The sequence below is a fragment of the Massilia atriviolacea genome, from assembly GCF_003953935.1.
GTDB classification, from domain to species: domain Bacteria; phylum Pseudomonadota; class Gammaproteobacteria; order Burkholderiales; family Burkholderiaceae_D; genus Telluria_A; species Telluria_A atriviolacea.
The window spans coordinates 128,011-142,612 of sequence record NZ_RXLQ01000006.1 but is presented as its reverse complement, the minus strand read 5'-3'; the positions used below and the strand labels follow the sequence as shown (position 1 = coordinate 142,612).

19 protein-coding genes are annotated in these 14,602 nt (G+C 63.8%); 13 read left to right on the top strand and 6 right to left on the bottom strand.

Annotated elements, in window-relative coordinates; translation table 11 throughout:
- Positions 1-22 precede the first annotated feature (22 nt).
- Both EJB06_RS12975 and EJB06_RS12970 read right to left on the bottom strand, forming a co-directional pair.
- Positions 23-496 (bottom strand): adenylyltransferase/cytidyltransferase family protein, encoded by a 474-nt coding sequence (locus tag EJB06_RS12975; RefSeq protein ID WP_126074449.1) that lies wholly within the window; start codon positions 494-496, stop codon positions 23-25.
- Between the two features lie 185 nt (positions 497-681).
- Entirely contained in the window at positions 682-1,854 is a 1,173-nt protein-coding gene (locus EJB06_RS12970; protein ID WP_126074448.1) for a PilT/PilU family type 4a pilus ATPase, read from the bottom strand.
- A 154-nt stretch (positions 1,855-2,008) separates the two neighbouring features.
- Between EJB06_RS12970 and EJB06_RS12965 the strand changes: the two genes are divergently transcribed.
- The 9 genes from EJB06_RS12965 (at position 2,009) to EJB06_RS12925 (ending at position 7,459) form a co-directional block, all read left to right on the top strand.
- Positions 2,009-2,947 (top strand): hydrogen peroxide-inducible genes activator, encoded by a 939-nt coding sequence (locus EJB06_RS12965; RefSeq protein ID WP_126074447.1) that lies wholly within the window; start codon positions 2,009-2,011, stop codon positions 2,945-2,947.
- 260 nt (positions 2,948-3,207) lie between these two features.
- Positions 3,208-3,852 carry a hypothetical protein gene (locus EJB06_RS12960; RefSeq protein ID WP_126074446.1) on the top strand — a complete coding sequence of 215 codons (645 nt, stop codon included), beginning with the start codon at positions 3,208-3,210 and terminating at the stop codon, positions 3,850-3,852.
- Between the two features lie 3 nt (positions 3,853-3,855).
- Positions 3,856-4,398 carry a GTP-binding protein gene (locus tag EJB06_RS12955; RefSeq protein WP_126074445.1) on the top strand — a complete coding sequence of 181 codons (543 nt, stop codon included), beginning with the start codon at positions 3,856-3,858 and terminating at the stop codon, positions 4,396-4,398.
- On the top strand, positions 4,395-4,787 hold the full coding sequence (locus EJB06_RS12950; protein ID WP_126074444.1) for a roadblock/LC7 domain-containing protein: 393 nt from the start codon (positions 4,395-4,397) through the stop codon (positions 4,785-4,787). The genes EJB06_RS12955 and EJB06_RS12950 overlap by 4 nt, the downstream gene beginning before the upstream one ends.
- A gap of 88 nt (positions 4,788-4,875) precedes the next feature.
- Entirely contained in the window at positions 4,876-5,235 is a 360-nt protein-coding gene (locus tag EJB06_RS12945) for a hypothetical protein (RefSeq protein WP_126074443.1), read from the top strand.
- A gap of 177 nt (positions 5,236-5,412) precedes the next feature.
- A complete protein-coding gene (ubiA, locus tag EJB06_RS12940) occupies positions 5,413-6,267 on the top strand; it encodes a 4-hydroxybenzoate octaprenyltransferase (RefSeq protein ID WP_126074442.1) in 855 nt (284 codons plus the stop codon).
- A 106-nt stretch (positions 6,268-6,373) separates the two neighbouring features.
- The gene (locus tag EJB06_RS12935; RefSeq protein WP_126074441.1) at positions 6,374-6,694 is read left to right on the top strand and encodes an ElaB/YgaM/YqjD family protein; all 321 of its coding nucleotides are present in this window, start codon (positions 6,374-6,376) and stop codon (positions 6,692-6,694) included.
- Between the two features lie 5 nt (positions 6,695-6,699).
- Positions 6,700-7,077 (top strand): phage holin family protein, encoded by a 378-nt coding sequence (locus tag EJB06_RS12930; protein WP_126074440.1) that lies wholly within the window; start codon positions 6,700-6,702, stop codon positions 7,075-7,077.
- A complete protein-coding gene (locus EJB06_RS12925) occupies positions 7,064-7,459 on the top strand; it encodes a hypothetical protein (RefSeq protein WP_126074439.1) in 396 nt (131 codons plus the stop codon). The genes EJB06_RS12930 and EJB06_RS12925 overlap by 14 nt, the downstream gene beginning before the upstream one ends.
- A 45-nt stretch (positions 7,460-7,504) precedes the next feature.
- Here EJB06_RS12925 and proC read toward each other — a convergent pair whose 3' ends face one another.
- Both proC and EJB06_RS12915 read right to left on the bottom strand, forming a co-directional pair.
- Complete coding sequence (gene proC / locus EJB06_RS12920; RefSeq protein WP_126074438.1) at positions 7,505-8,329, bottom strand: pyrroline-5-carboxylate reductase; 825 nt, start codon at positions 8,327-8,329, stop codon at positions 7,505-7,507.
- Between the two features lie 29 nt (positions 8,330-8,358).
- Positions 8,359-9,060 carry a YggS family pyridoxal phosphate-dependent enzyme gene (locus tag EJB06_RS12915; RefSeq protein ID WP_126074437.1) on the bottom strand — a complete coding sequence of 234 codons (702 nt, stop codon included), beginning with the start codon at positions 9,058-9,060 and terminating at the stop codon, positions 8,359-8,361.
- A 91-nt stretch (positions 9,061-9,151) separates the two neighbouring features.
- On the opposite strand from EJB06_RS12915, the gene EJB06_RS12910 reads away from it, so the two are divergent.
- From EJB06_RS12910 to EJB06_RS12895, 4 genes are all read left to right on the top strand, one after another.
- Entirely contained in the window at positions 9,152-10,195 is a 1,044-nt protein-coding gene (locus tag EJB06_RS12910; protein WP_126074436.1) for a type IV pilus twitching motility protein PilT, read from the top strand.
- A 15-nt stretch (positions 10,196-10,210) separates the two neighbouring features.
- Complete coding sequence (locus tag EJB06_RS12905; protein WP_126074435.1) at positions 10,211-11,347, top strand: PilT/PilU family type 4a pilus ATPase; 1,137 nt, start codon at positions 10,211-10,213, stop codon at positions 11,345-11,347.
- Positions 11,344-11,829, top strand: a complete 486-nt coding sequence (locus EJB06_RS12900; RefSeq protein WP_126074434.1) for a glutathione peroxidase — start codon at positions 11,344-11,346, stop codon at positions 11,827-11,829. The genes EJB06_RS12905 and EJB06_RS12900 overlap by 4 nt, the downstream gene beginning before the upstream one ends.
- Before the next feature lie 242 nt (positions 11,830-12,071).
- A complete protein-coding gene (locus tag EJB06_RS12895) occupies positions 12,072-12,293 on the top strand; it encodes a hypothetical protein (protein ID WP_126074433.1) in 222 nt (73 codons plus the stop codon).
- A 14-nt stretch (positions 12,294-12,307) separates the two neighbouring features.
- Here the strand turns inward: EJB06_RS12895 and glcF are convergent, their stop codons facing one another.
- Together glcF and glcE are read right to left on the bottom strand one after the other, a co-directional pair.
- Positions 12,308-13,534, bottom strand: coding sequence for a glycolate oxidase subunit GlcF (gene glcF, locus EJB06_RS12890; RefSeq protein ID WP_126074432.1), 1,227 nt, complete (start codon positions 13,532-13,534; stop codon positions 12,308-12,310).
- Positions 13,534-14,601: a glycolate oxidase subunit GlcE gene (gene glcE, locus EJB06_RS12885; RefSeq protein ID WP_126074431.1), complete on the bottom strand. Its 1,068-nt coding sequence runs from the start codon at positions 14,599-14,601 to the stop codon at positions 13,534-13,536. The genes glcF and glcE overlap by 1 nt, the downstream gene beginning before the upstream one ends.
- Position 14,602: the final 1 nt, after the last annotated feature.

Genomic DNA, 14,602 nt, shown 5'->3' with positions numbered 1-14,602 from the left:
CCACCCATGCGAGGCTCCTTGCTTACGTGCGGATTTTCGACAGCAGCTTGGTGGTCGAGCGGTCGTGTTCGAAATCGATGGCGACCGCCCGGCCGCCGTAGGCCAGCACGGCCCGGCCTTCGGGGATGGCCTGCATGTCGTAGTCGCCGCCCTTGGCATAGATCTCGGGGCGCGCTTCGAGCACCACCTCGAGGGCGGTGTCTTCGTCGAAGTCGACCACCAGGCTGACCGATTCCAGCGCGGCCAGCACGGCCATGCGGTCGGCGGCGTTGTTGAGGGGACGGTCGTCGCCTTTGCCGAGGCGCTTGACCGAGGCATCGGTGTTGGCGGCGACCACCAGCGAGGCGCCCAGCGCGCGCGCCTGCGCCAGGTAGGTCACATGGCCGCGGTGCAGGATGTCGAACACGCCGTTGGTCAGCACCACCGGTTTGGGGAGGGCGGCGACGCGGGCGGCGAGGTCGGGGCGGGTGCAGATTTTGTTTTCGAAGTCGGGCATGGGGTCCAAGGTACTGTATTAGCCAATTTCGCCAGCTCCGTCGTTCCCGCGCAGGCGGCAACCCAAGTGCTCTTTGCTAAACGAGCAACTTGGGTTCCCGCCTGCGCGGGAACGACAAGGTAGGAGCGGGAACGACGCGGCAGGCGCGGGAACGACGCGGTTAGTGGCGGCGAACGGTGTTGGGATTATTCTTCCTCTTCCTCATCCATCGCCATCGACAGGTCGTTCGACTTCGCCCCCACCGCGCCGCCCGGTTCCTTGCGGTCGCCGCGCAGCTTGATCTGCAGGCGCAGGCCGTTGGCCGAATCGGCGTTGCGGATCGCTTCGTCGTAGCCGATCTGGCCGCGGTTGTACAACTCGTACAGCGCCTGGTCGAAGGTGCACATGCCCAGTTCGCGCGACTTGTGCATGATCTCCTTGATCGACTGGAAGTTCCCCTTCAGGATCATCTCGCTGATGGTCGCCGTATTGAGCAAGATCTCGATGGCGGCCTTGCGCCCCTTGCCATCCTCCGTGCGCACCAGCCGCTGCGAGACGATCGCGCGCAGGTTCGACGACAGGTCCATCAGCAGCTGGTTGCGCCGCTCTTCCGGGAAGAAGTTGATGATCCGGTCCATGGTCTGGTTCGAATTGTTGGCATGCAGGGTGCCCAGGCACAGGTGGCCGGTTTCGGCGAAGGCGATCGCGTGTTCCATGGTTTCGGTATCGCGGATCTCGCCGATCAGGATCACGTCCGGCGCCTGGCGCAGCGTGTTTTTCAGCGCCGCGTGCCAGGAGTGCGTGTCCACCCCCACTTCGCGGTGGGTAATCAGGCAGTTCTTGTTCTTGTGGACGTACTCCACCGGGTCTTCTACCGTAATGATATGCCCCGCCGAATTGGCGTTGCGGTAATCGATCATCGCCGCCAGCGTGGTCGACTTGCCCGAACCGGTGCCGCCGACCACCAGCACCAGGCCGCGCTTGGTCATGACGACGTCTTTCAGCACTTCCGGCAGGTCCAGCTTTTCGAAATTCGGGATTTCGGACGCGATCGTCCGCACCACCATCGCCACGCACTGCTGCTGTACATAGACATTGACGCGGAAACGACACACATTGGGCAGGGAAATGGCAAAGTTACATTCCATTTCCTTCTCAAACTCATTGCGCTGCTTGTCGTTCATCAAGGACAGCGCCAGCGCGCGGGTCACGTCGCCGGTCAGCTTTTGCTGGCTCATCGGTTTCATCGCGCCCTGGAACTTCATGCTCGGCGGGAAATCGGCCGAAATGAACAAGTCCGAGCCGCCCTGATGGTGCATTACGGTCAGCAATTTATGGATGTAGGCCTGCGCTTCGATCGGGCCAAAAGTGGTGGACATGCTCGCCTTTCAAGTGGTCGGCGGGTCGAAAATCCGCCCGCGGCACAATTATATCGACTGCATTCCGGTAGAATATAATTTCTTTGCTGCTCGATAAGCAACATATGCGTCACGACAGTCGCGCCGCGCCTGTCCTCTTCCTGCCCTCACCTTTATGACCCTGACTGAACTGAAATATATCGTTGCCGTCGCGCGTGCGAGACATTTCGGACACGCCGCCGAGGCCTGTTACGTCGCGCAACCGACCTTGTCGGTCGCCATCAAGAAGCTCGAAGACGAACTGGGCGTGGTGCTGTTCGAACGTGGCGGGGCCGAAATCTCGGTCACGCCGCTGGGGGCGCAGATCATCGCCCAGGCCGAACGCGTGCTCGAACAGACCGCCGCCATCAAGGAACTGGCCAAGCAGAACAAGGACCCGCTGGCCGGGCCGCTGCGCCTGGGCGTGATCTACACCATCGGCCCCTACCTGCTGCCGCCGCTGGTGAAGAACCTGATCGAACAGGTGCCGCAGATGCCCCTGATCCTGCAGGAAAACTTTACCGTGCGCCTGCTGGAACTGCTGCGCCAGGGCGAACTGGACGCGGCCATCATGGCGCTGCCGCTGCCGGAACACGGCATGTCGATGCAAACCCTGTACGACGAACCGTTCGTGGTGGCCGTGCCGCAAAACCACCCATGGGCCAAGCGCAAGGCCGTCTCGGCCCAGGATCTGAAATCCGAAACGATGTTGTTATTGGGCAACGGTCACTGTTTCCGCGACCAGGTGCTGGAAGTCTGTCCGGAGATGGCGCGTTTTTCCTCGCCGGGCAACGGCATGCAGCGCACCTTCGAGGGCTCGTCGCTGGAAACCATCCGCCACATGGTCGCCAGCGGCATCGGCCTGACCGTGCTGCCGCGCGCCTCCGTGCCCGACATGCAGTCGCGCAGCAATATGCTGGCCTTCGTGCCGTTCGAGGAACCGGTGCCGTCGCGCCGCGTGGTGATCGTGTGGCGCAAAAGCTTCACCCGCCGCGCCGCCATCGAGGCCGTGTGCGAAGCGGTTGCGGCCTGCGACCTGCCGGGCGTCGAGATGTTCGCGCAAGCGCTTGCCTGAGACGGAAGCGCCACTGGCTGGACAAAAGAAGCATCGCAAGCAGACGCTTTAATCTTGCATTAAATACAGTGCATTTAAAATATTTCTGATGCTCAAAAGAACTTATTGATAAACTTTGTTATAATTCGCCTTATTCGCTGGAAAGCTTACCAGCTCGTGTCGTTATGCAAGGCGCATATTAGCGCCGCAGCACGCATCGAGGACTGCCGTACGCCCCGGGTCTCCCCTCCCCTCATTACCGCCCTCCTTAAGGAGTTGCTTTGTCTGGCTTCAGAATTGGTGCGCCTGCGCTTCCCGCGAAGGACATCGCCTATATCCGCGCGCTGGTGCGCCTGTTTTCCTACTCGGACAAACTGGGCTGGTCGTTTGTCGACGACGCGCCGTATACCGCCGTGGTGGCGCAAGCGCCGGCCGCGGCCCATCGCGGCGGCGCCACCGAGGCGCTGCTGCTGAGCATGCCCGGCCACGCCCAGCATACCGAAAAGATCGCCTACCCGATCCGCGCCGACCAGCTGCGCGACTGGCTCAAGCGCATGGGCGAGGCCCTGCTGCCGGGCAGCCAGGGCGCGGCGGCGGCCGATGCCGGCGCGCTGCGCTACAAGCTGCGCCGCTGGCCGTCGGTGTTGCAGCTCGATGGCGATCCGCTGCGCATCCGCATGGCCACGCACCTGTCGCGCAAGCCGCTCAGCGCGGCCGACCTGGCCGGCCTGACCGGCGCCGCCCTGGAGGTGTGCGCCGGCTTCATCGGCGTGCTGCACACGGCCGGCCTGCTGACCGAAGCGGCGGCGCCGCAAGCGCCGGCGCCGGCGCCGGCCCTCGCGGCGCCCGCGCCCGCCAGTTCGGCCGGCTTTACCGCCAGCCTGCTCAACAACATACGCCGCCGGATTGGTCTGGCAGGAAAATAGGCGATGAAAGAATACAAAATACTCTTCACCGGCACCATGGGCGCCGGCAAAACCACGGCCATCGCGGCCATCAGCGAAGTCGCGCCCATCGTCACCGACGTGCTCAACACGGACGCCTCGGTGGCCAAGGAACGCACCACGGTCGGCCTCGACTACGGCTTGCTGACGCTCGAGAACGGCGACCGCATCCGCCTGTTCGGCACGCCGGGGCAGCAGCGCTTCGACTTTCTGTGGAAGATCCTGGCCAACAAGGCGCTCGGCCTGATCATCCTCACCGACAACTCGCGTCCCGATCCGCTGGCCGACCTGGGCATGTTCCTCGACGGCTTTGCCGATGCCCTGGCGACGATGCCCTGCGCCATCGGCGTCGGACGCCTGCCCAGCCATCCGGAACCGAGCCTGGAGCGCTACGCCGACCTGCTCGAAGCGCGCGGCATGGTGCTGCCGATCGTCGAGGTCGATGTGCGCCGGCGCGACGATGTCACCCTGTTGATCGATACCCTGCTGGCGCAACTGGAAGCCGGCTTACTGGAAGAAACCACATGAGCGCCAACGACCTGCTGCCGCCGGGCCTGCTGCAATCCGCCAACGACCTGTCCGCGCAATTCCTGCGCGATATCAACGGCGTCAACGCCGTGGTGGTGGCCACCGTGGATGGCTTCGCGCTGGCCAGCGCCTTCAACCGCGACAACGATGCCGGGCGGATCGCCGCCATGGCCAGCTCGATTTCCGCCATCGGTTCGGTGGTGGCGATGGAAGCCGGCCTGGGCACCTACCGCAGCGTCACCATCAATACCGAATCGGGTTTCGTGGTGGTGCACGCGGTGCCGCGCCGCGACGTCCAGCTGGTCATCAACGTGATCGCCGACGGCAACGCCATCCTGGCCCAGGTGGTGCACCGGGTCGGCACCGTGGCGCGCCAGCTGATGGTGTAAGGGCGGCGCCGCAACCTCATTATTCGAATTCAAGGAATCTTTGCGCAGCCTTGATATTCGTTCTCTAGCGCATGAAGGAACGATTGAAATGGCAACGATTAAAGAAGCACTCGACAGCATCATGGGCATCGACGGCGCGCAGTGCTGCGCGGTGGTGGACTCGTCCAGCGGCATGATGCTCGGTAACGCCGGCAGCGGCATGGATATTGAAATCGCGGCGGCGGGCAACACCGAAGTCATGCGCGCCAAGCTCAAGACCATGAAGGCGCTGGGCTTGAACGACAGCATCGAAGATATGCTGATCACCCTGGGCAACGCATATCACATCCTGCGCCCGATGGCCAAGCAGGAAGGCGTGTTCGTGTACGCCGTGCTGGACAAGGCGAAATCGAACCTGGCCATGGCCCGCCGCAAGATTGCGGAAGTCGAGAAAGAACTGACGTTCTGAGGGCATCGACAGCGCTGAGCTTGTAAGCACCCGCATCCTTAGAACCGTCGTTCCCGCGCCAAGGCGGGAACGACGGTTTTGCAGTTAACGGCGACAGGCAGCGCTCACCGCCCCACCCCCACCCAAACACAGTAAAATCCCAGCCTTGCCCACGACAGTCGCGCGCGCGACCCGACCATGAACAAGCTGTCGCTGTACTTCCGCCTGATCCGCCTGGACAAGCCGATCGGCATCCTGCTGCTGCTCTGGCCCACCCTGATCGCCCTGTGGATCGCCTCGCGCGGCATTCCCGACCTCGCCATCCTGCTGATCTTCACCCTCGGCACCGCCCTGATGCGCTCGGCCGGCTGCGCCATCAACGACTACGCCGACCGCGATATCGACAGGCACGTCAAGCGCACCGCCGAACGGCCCCTCACCAGCGGACGCATCGAGAGCTGGGAAGCGCTGGCCGTCGCCGCCGTCCTGGCCATCGCCTCCTTCCTGCTGATCCTGCCGCTGAACAGCCTCACCAGGCAGCTCTCGGTGGCGGCGGTGATCATCGCCGGCAGCTACCCTTACTTCAAGCGCTTCTTCGCGATTCCCCAGGCCTACCTGGGCATCGCCTTCGGCTTCGGCATCCCGATGGGCTTTGCCGCCGTGCAGAACCAGGTGCCCGCCGTGGCCTGGTGGCTGCTGCTGGCCAATGTGTTCTGGGCCGTGGCCTACGACACCGAATACGCCATGGTCGACCGCGACGACGACCTCAAGATCGGCATCCGCACCTCGGCGATCACCTTCGGCCGCTTCGACGTGGCCGCCGTCATGCTGTGCTACGGCGCGGCGCTGGCCATCATCCTGGTGTGCGGCTGGCTCGAAGGCTTGCGCACCTGCTTCGTCGGCGGCATCGCCGTGGCCGCCGGAATGGCGCTTTATCACTACACTTTGATCCGCGGGCGCGAACGCATGGCTTGTTTTGCCGCTTTTCGCCACAACAATTGGTTGGGTGCGGCCCTTTTTGCCGGTGTGGCGTTAGACTACGCGTTCAGCTGATGTTGTTCCGATAACATGGAAAGTTAATGTTTCCCGGCGCGTAAGATAAACTCCAGCGTGCAGGCCGACCGGGCTTTCCTATCAATTCACTTACGAGGTAACAAAAATGATCGAATCCATCCCAACCAAGCCGGGCGCACGCGACCAGTTGATGAACGACCTGAAGTCCGTGATCCAGGACGCCGAACAGTGGCTGCGCCACGGCAGCCAGCTGACCGGCGAAGAACTGCAAGCGGCCAAGGCCAAGTTCGAGCGCACCCTGACCACCGCCAAGGCCGACCTGATTCGCCTGGAAGAAGCGGTCGTCGAGAAAACCAAGATCGCCGCCAAGGCCACCGACGAGTACGTGCATGAAAACCCATGGAAATCGGTCGGAATCGGCGCCGCGGCTGGCGTCATCATCGGCATGCTGATTTCGCGCAGGTAAGCGGCGTGGCGATCGTCGAATCGGTGGGGCGGATCGGGGCCACCCTGATCGCCATGGTGCAAACGCGGCTGGAACTGGCCGCGGTCGAGGTGCAGGAAGAGCTGCAGCGCTTCCTCGGGTATGTCGTGCTTGCGCTGGTGTCGCTGATCCTGTTCGGCATCGCCCTGTTGCTGGTGGTGCTGCTGGTGGTGGCGCTCTTCTGGGATAGCTACCGGCTCGAAGCCATCGGTGCCCTGGCAGCGCTGTTCGGCGTTGCGGGCGGCCTGGTGGCCATGCAGGTCAAGCGCAGTGTCGATGCCCGTCCGCGCCTGCTCTCGGCAACCGTGGCCGAACTGAACAAGGACGTCAATTTCGTCAGGAATGCGGGGCATGGCGATGAGTAAGGCGCAGACAGGTAACACGCAGACGAATAACACGCAGACGAATAACGCGCAGACGAATAAGGCGCAGACAGGTAACGACAAGCTGTCGCTGGCCGAACGGCGCGAGGCATTGATTGTGCAGTGTTCGATGCAGCGGCGCGATGCCGCGCGCGAGATCGGCGCCTTGATCGCGCCCCTGGCTCATCCCACCGGCGGCATCGGCAAACTGCTCGGCGGCGGCGGCGGCGGCGGCGGGATGCAGCTGCCGCTGGGGATCGTCGGCACGGTCGCGGGACTGGTGATGGCCAAGTCGGGCAAGATATTGCCGATGCTGACCGTGGGACTGTCGCTGATCAAGGCTGCGCGCAGCGTGGTCGGCCTGGTGCGCAAGAAGCGCAGCTGATACCTTGCCGCCGGTTCCGCGCATGCCGGAACCGGCGCTACGCGCTTAATTGTCGTCGTCGGCGCCCAATTCATCCCCCAGCTCCCGCCCGCGCGCCGCAGCGGCCTTGATCGCGGCCACCACCTTCTCTTTCACGCCGCTGTCCTGCATGCTGCGCAAGGCCGCATAGGTCGTGCCGCCCTTCGACGTGACGCGCTCGCGCAGGACCGACACCGCTTCGTCCGACTGCGCCGCCAGTTGCGCCGCGCCGGTGAACGTGGCCAGCGCCAGCTGCTTGCCCTGCGCGGCCGACAGCCCCATTTCCTCGGCCGCCTGCTGCATCGCCTCGATAAAGTAAAACACATACGCCGGCCCGCTGCCCGAGACCGCCGTCACCGGATCGATCATGTCCTCGCCGTCGAGCCAGACGGTCTGGCCGACCGCCTTCATGATGGCGTCGGCCGCCGCCTTCTGGGCCTCGCTCACGCCGGCCATGGCCACCATGCCAGTGATGCCGAGGCCGATCAGCGCCGGGGTGTTCGGCATGGTGCGCACGATCGCGCCGTAAGCACCGAGCCAGCGCGACAGGTCGGCCGCGCGAATCCCGGCCGCGATCGACAGGATCAGCGGCGCGCCCGTCAACTGCGGCAGCAGCGCCGCCGCCACCTCGCGCATCTGCTGCGGCTTGACCGCCAGCACGATCGCATCGCAGGCGGCCAGCGCGCCGTCGATCGCGGTGCCGGTGCTCACGCCATGCTGCGCATGCAGGCGCGCCAATGCGTCGGCATTCGGATCGACCACGTGAATATCCGCCCCCGCCGCCAGCTTGCCCGCCAGGCCGGCGATCAGCGCCGAGGCCATGTTCCCACCACCGATAAAGCCAATCTTCATACCCGTCCTCATGATGCTGCGTACTGCGGTTATTCGTATTTGCGCGAGCCGAAAATGGCACTGCCCACGCGCACAATGGTCGCGCCCTCCGCCACCGCCGCCCCGAGGTCGGCCGACATCCCCATCGACAGGGTATCGAGCGCCATGCCGTCCGCGCGCAGGCGCTCGTACAGCACGCGCAACTTGCGAAACGCGGCGCGCTGCCTGTCGACCTGGGCCTCCGCTTCCGGGATCGCCATCAGCCCGCGCAGGCGCAAGTGTGGCAGTTGCGCCACTGCGCGCGCCAATTCGGGCAATGCTTCCGGTGTGACACCACTCTTGCTAGCCTCACCACTGATGTTAACCTGAAGACAAACATTCAAGGGAGCCAGTTGCGGCGGGCGTTGTTCCGATAAACGCTGCGCTATCTTGAGCCGTTCGACGGTATGCACCCACGCGAAGGACGCTGCGATCGGCCGCGTCTTGTTGCTCTGTATGGGTCCGATGAAGTGCCACTCCATCGGCGCGGCCGGCAAGGCGTGCGAAACCGCAGCAATTTTATCTAATGCTTCTTGCAAGTAATTCTCTCCGAACGCATACTGCCCGGCGGCGGCGGCTTCTAGTACGGCCTCGGCAGGAAAAGTCTTGGAAACGGCGAGCAATTGCACCTCGTTCCGGGCACGGCCTGCGGCGTCGGCCGCAGCAACAATACTCGCATCGACAGCTTGCAAGTTCTGGACGATTGTGGACATAATCATTTTCGGCGGGCAATTCAATGCAGGTCGGTCGTTGCGAAACGCGCACACTATCGGCATGCGCCCATTCACGGCACAGGGATTATAAATGGACATCTCCGAATTACTCGCATTCTCCGTCAAGAACAAGGCATCCGATTTGCACCTCTCATCCGGCTTGCCGCCGATGATACGCGTGCACGGCGACGTTCGCCGCATCAACCTGCCGCCGCTGGAGCACAAGGATGTGCACGGCATGATCTATGACATCATGAATGACGGCCAGCGCAAGCAATACGAAGAGGTGCTGGAATGCGACTTTTCGTTTGCGATTCCGGGCCTGGCGCGCTTTCGCGTCAACGCCTTCAATCAGGAGCGCGGCGCCTCGGCGGTACTGCGGACCATTCCCTCGAAAATCCTGAGCCTGCAAGACTTGAACGCGCCGCGCATTTTCGCCGACCTGGCGATGAAGCCGCGCGGCCTGGTGCTGGTCACCGGCCCGACCGGTTCGGGCAAGTCGACCACGCTGGCGGCGATGGTCAACCACCTCAACGAAAACGAGTATGGCCACATCCTGACCATCGAAGACCCGATCGAATTCGTGCACGACTCGAAGAAGTGCCTGATCAACCAGCGCGAAGTCGGCCCCCATACGCTCTCGTTCAACAACGCCTTGCGCTCGGCGCTGCGCGAAGACCCGGACTGCATCCTGGTGGGCGAGCTGCGCGACCTGGAGACCATCCGCCTGGCCCTGTCGGCGGCGGAAACCGGCCACCTTGTGTTCGGCACCCTGCACACCTCCTCGGCCGCCAAGACCATCGACCGTATCGTCGACGTCTTTCCGTCCGAAGAAAAAGAGATGGTGCGCGCGATGCTGTCCGAATCGCTGCAAGCCGTCATATCGCAGACCCTGCTCAAGACCAAGGATGGTTCGGGGCGCGTGGCCGCGCACGAAATCATGATCGGCACGCCGGCGATCCGCAACCTGATTCGCGAAGCGAAGATCGCGCAGATGTACTCCTCGATCCAGACCGGCAGCTCGGTCGGCATGCAAACGCTGGACCAGAACCTGACCGACCTGGTTCGCCGCAACGTCATTTCCGGCGCTGCTGCGCGTTCGGCCGCCAAAACGCCGGAAAACTTCCCCGGCTAATTTTTAGGATATTTAATGGAACGCGACCAGGCTTCAAAATTCATGTTCGATCTGCTGCGTCTAATGACCAGCAAAAACGGCTCGGACTTGTTCATCACGGCCGGCTTCCCGCCGGCGATCAAGATCGATGGCAAGATCACTCCGGTGTCGTCCCAGCCGCTGACGCCGGCGCACACCGCCGACCTGGCGCGCGCGATCATGAACGACAAGCAGACCGCCGGCTTCGAGCTGACCAAGGAAGCGAACTTCGCGATCAGCCCGGGCGACCTGGGACGGTTCCGGGTCTCGGCCTTCATCCAGATGAGTTCCGTGGGCATGGTCCTGCGGACCATCACCACCGCCATTCCGCGCCTGGAAGACCTGGGCCTGCCCGAGATCCTGAAAGACATCGTGATGACCAAGCGCGGCCTGGTGATCATGGTCGGCGCGACCGGCTCGGGTAAATCGACGACCCTGGCGGCGATGGTCGGACACCGCAACGAAAACAGCTACGGCCATATCATCACCATCGAAGACCCGGTCGAATACGTCCACCCGCACAAGAACTGCGTGATCACGCAGCGCGAAGTGGGAGTCGACACCGAAACGTTCGAAGTGGCGCTGAAAAACTCGCTGCGCCAGGCGCCGGACGTGATCCAGATCGGCGAGATCCGCGACCGCGAAACGATGGAACACGCGATCGCCTTCGCCGAAACCGGTCACCTGTGCATGGCCACCCTGCACGCCAACAGCGCCAACCAGGCGCTCGACCGCATCATCAACTTCTTCCCCGAAGAGCGCCGCCAGCAGCTGCTGATGGACTTGTCGCTGAACCTGAAGGGCATGGTATCGCAGCGCCTGATTCCGATGAAGGAATCGAAGGGCCGCTGCGTGGCGATCGAGATCATGCTCAACTCCCCGCTCATTTCGGACCTGATCTTCAAGGGCGATGTGCACGAGATCAAGGAGATCATGAAGAAGTCGCGCGAACTGGGCATGCAGACCTTCGACCAGGCGCTGTTCGACCTGCACGAAGACGACAAGATCACCTACGAAGACGCGCTGCGCAACGCCGACTCGGTCAATGACCTGCGCCTGAACATCAAGTTGAACGGCAAGGAAGCGAAGAACCGCGACCTGTCGGCCGGTACCGAGCACCTGGGCATCGTGTGACGGGCGCGCTCGATTTCAAGGCGGCCGATATTTCGGGTACGCCGGTGGACCTGGCCATGTACAAGGGCCAGGTTGTGCTGGTCGTGAACACGGCCAGCGAGTGCGGCTTCACCAAGCAGTACAAGGGCCTTGAAGTCGTGTACCAGCAGTTCCGCGACAAGGGCGTGGCGGTGCTGGGTTTTCCGTGCAATCAGTTCGGCGGACAGGAGCCGGGCAGCGAGAGCGAGATCGGCGCCTTCTGCGAGAAGAACTTCGGGGTCACGTTTGCGCTGTTCGCCAAGGTCGACGTCAACGGCGAGAACGCGCATCCGCTGTTCCAGCACCTGAAGAAAGCGGCGCCCGGATTGCTGGGCACCGAGCGGATCAAGTGGAACTTCACCAAGTTCCTGATCGCGAAAGACGGCAGCGTGTACAAGCGCTACGCGCCGGCGACCAAGCCGGAAGAACTGGTGGCCGATATCGAGAAGCTGCTGGCGAAATAAGTACTGCCTCCCCCTCGCATCCCGCAGCCCCCCTCTCTTCCCCGCCCCGCCCTCGGTCCTGCCAATCGGGCGGGAACGATGGGCGTTCCGCTCATTCAGAAAACAGATAAGCATCATCAAATAAAGTGTTTACACAATTCACCTTGTGAATGACATCCATTCGAATTTGAAATTGGCGTTATATGTTGCGATGCCGCATAATGCGTACATACCAAATCAAAACACACCGAAAAAGGATCGATATGAACATCGTGAAGAACATGGAAGCCGTCGTCATCGCCGCAGTGGCACTGACCTTTGTCACCGCCATGGCCTCGGCTGAAGCGCCACGCGCCCGCAGCGCAGCACAAACCGCGCCGGCGGCCGCCGTCAAGGCCGACAGCGAAGCCAATGCCGATATGACCACCATCGTCGTCACCGGCAAGCGCCTGACCGCAGCGCAAAAAGCCAACCTGGCCGCGTAAGAATCAAGAAAAAGTCAGGCCAGCGCCTGGTCGATCAACTCGATCCAGTGCGCGACACGCGTGTCCGTACCTGATTGCAGGTGCGTCTGGCAGCCGATATTGGCCGACACGATCATCTCGGGACCGGTGGCCTGCAAATTGGCCAGCTTGCGGTCCCTTAGTTCTTTTGCCAGTGCCGGTTGCAGTACCGAATAGGTGCCGGCCGAACCGCAGCACAAATGGCTGTCGGCGCACAGCGTCACATCGACGCCGGCGGCACGCAAGACCCCTTCCACCTTGCCCCGGATCTGCTGCCCGTGCTGCAGGGTGCAAGGCGGATGAAACGCCACCCGCTTCGCCACTTTCCCTTTCAGCTTCGCTCCCAGTTCGGCCTCGAACTGCGGCATGATTTCGCTCAGGTCGCGCGTCAGCATCGCAATGCGCGCGGCCCTGGCGGCGTAGGCGCTGTCGTGTGCCAGCAGGTGCCCGTATTCCTTCACCGTGGCCCCGCAGCCGGAAGCGGTCATGACGATCGCCTCGACCTGGCCGCTCTCCACCAGCGGCCACCACGCGTCGACATTGCGGCGCATGTCATCGAGGCCGCCCGCCTGGTCGTTCAAATGGTAGCGCAGCGCGCCGCAGCAGCCAGCCTTGGGCGCGGCCAGCAATTGCACGCCGAAGGCATCGAGCACGCGCGCCGTGGCGGCGTTGATATCGGGCGCCATGGTGCTTTGCACGCAGCCTTGCAGCACCAGCATCTTGCGCGCATGCTCGCGCGCCGGCCAATGCCCGGCACGGCGCGTTGTTGGCAGCTTGTCCTGCAGGGCCGGAGACAGCAATGGCCGGAACAGCTGGCCCGCCCTGAAAGCCGGCCTGAATATCCACGTACGCGGCAGCGCTTCCTTGAGCACCGCGCGCTTGATGCGCTCGGCCAGCGGGCGCTGGACGCGCTCCTCGACCACCCGGCGGCCGATATCGGCCAGCCGCCCGTAGCGCACGCCCGACGGACAAGTCGTCTCGCAATTGCGGCAGGTCAGGCAGCGGTCGAGATGGGTCTGGGTCTTGACGGTCACCGGCGCACCTTCGAGCACCTGCTTGATCAGATAGATGCGTCCGCGCGGGCCATCGAGTTCGTCGCCCAGCAACTGATAGGTGGGACAGGTGGCGGTGCAGAAGCCGCAATGCACGCAGGCGCGCAGGATCGCTTCGGCTTCGTCGCCCTCCGGCGTGCCCTTGATGAAATCGGCGAGATTGGTTTGCATCAGTACATCCGTCCGGGATTGAAAACCTGCGACGGATCGAAGGCCGCCTTCAGGCGTTGATGGATCCTGGCCACGCCCGGCGCCAGCGGCTGGAAGACGCCGACGCCCTTGTCGCCGCCACGGAACAAGGTGGCGTGCCCGCCCACCGCCGTCACCGCGCGCCGGATGTTCTGGGCCATGGCGGCGTCGGCATCGACCTTGAGCCAGCGCTGCGCTCCGCCCCACTCGACCAGCTGCGCGCCGCGCAGGATGATGGCGCCGGTGGCCGATGGCACCGACAGGCGCCACAGGCTGCCCTCGCCGTCGAAGAAGGCGTGCCGCTGCTCGCGCAGCGCGCTCCAGAAGGCGGCGCCATCATCGGCCGCTTCGCCGCCCAGGGTGCGCGCGGCGGCAGTTACCGCCGCCTGCGCGCCCGACAGGCGCAAGGTCAGCACGCCGGCGTGCCAGCAACTGGCCGATACCGGCAGCGGCAGGCCGGCCCATTCGTTCAGGCGGCGCAGGGCCTCGATTTCGTCCATCGCAAAGCGCAGGGTGGTCTCGCACAGCGCGCGCGGCAGCACCTTGATGGAATGCTGCAGCATCAGTCCCAGCGTGCCCATGGAACCGGCCAGCAGGCGCGAGACGTCGTAGCCGGCCACGTTTTTCATGACCTGGCCGCCGAAGGTCAGCACCTCGCCCTTGCCGTCCATCAGGACCGCGCCGAGCACGAAGTCGCGCAGCGCGCCGCTGCTGGCGCGGCGCGGGCCGGACAGGCCGCTGGCAACCACGCCGCCGATGGTGGCGCCCTCGCCGAAGTGCGGCGGCTCGAAGGCCAGCATCTGATTGCGCTCGGCCAGCGCCGCTTCGATCTCGGCCAGCGGCGTGCCGCAGCGCGCCGTGATGACCAGTTCCGTCGGCTCGTAGTCGACGATCCCGCTGAAGGCGCGCGTGTCGAGGATCTCGCCCTCGATGTGCTGTCCGTACCAGTCCTTGGTGCCGCCGCCGCGAATGCGCAAGGTGCGCCCGGCGCTTGCCGCCGCCAGCACCTGGTCCCTGAAATGGTCGATCTGCTGCACGGTGTCCTTCATG